This is a genomic window from Aquimixticola soesokkakensis, from assembly GCF_900172375.1.
Taxonomy (GTDB): domain Bacteria; phylum Pseudomonadota; class Alphaproteobacteria; order Rhodobacterales; family Rhodobacteraceae; genus Aquimixticola; species Aquimixticola soesokkakensis.
The window spans coordinates 1-841 of record NZ_FWFS01000027.1 but is presented as its reverse complement, the minus strand read 5'-3'; the positions used below and the strand labels follow the sequence as shown (position 1 = coordinate 841).

The 841-nt window shown below is 62.8% G+C and carries 1 protein-coding gene; it reads left to right on the top strand.

Annotated elements, in window-relative coordinates; all coding sequences use genetic code 11:
* On the top strand, positions 1-841 hold an 841-nt coding region (locus AQS8620_RS17110), incomplete at both ends, for a hypothetical protein (protein WP_159453272.1).

The window sequence follows — 841 nt, the reverse complement described above, 5'->3', positions numbered from 1 at the left end:
ACTCCCGCTCGACCCGGTCGAGGAAATTCTCGGCGATATCGACGTCTCTTTGGGCGGCGAAACGCCCGACGTTGGCGAGGATAGCGACATCTCTGTCGACCTCGGACCTGTGGAAGCCGAACTCCCGCTCGACCTGGTCGAAGCCATCCTCGGCGACATAGACGTCTCGCTGGGTGGCGAAACCCCCGACGTTGGCGAGGAGAGCGACATTTCCGTCGACCTTGGGCCCGTGGAAGCCGAACTCCCGCTCGACCCGGTCGAAGCCATCCTCGGCGATATCGATGTCTCGCTGGGTGGCGAAACCCCCGACGTTGGCGAGGATAGCGACATCTCCGTCGACCTTGGCCCCGTGGAGGCCGAACTCCCGCTCGATCCGGTCGAGGAAATCCTCGGCGATATCGACGTGTCTTTGGGTGGCGAAACGCCGGACGTTGGCGAGGAGAGCGACATTTCCGTCGACCTCGGACCTGTGGAAGCGGAGCTTCCGCTCGACCCGGTGGAGGAAATCTTGGGCGATATCGACGTGTCTTTGGGTGGCGAAACGCCCGAGGTGGGCGAGGATAGCGACATTTCCGTCGACCTCGGACCCGTGGAGGCCGAACTCCCGCTCGATCCGGTCGAGGAAATCTGGGGCGATATCGACATCTCGCTGGGTGGCGAAACGCCAGATGTTGGCGAGGATAGCGACATCTCTGTCGACCTCGGACCCGTGGAGGCCGAAATCCCGCTCGACCCCGTCGAGGAAATCCTCGGCGATATCGATGTCTCGCTGGGTGGTGAAACGCCCGATGTGGGCGAGGATAGCGACATTTCCGTCGACCTTGGACCCGTGGAAGCCGAA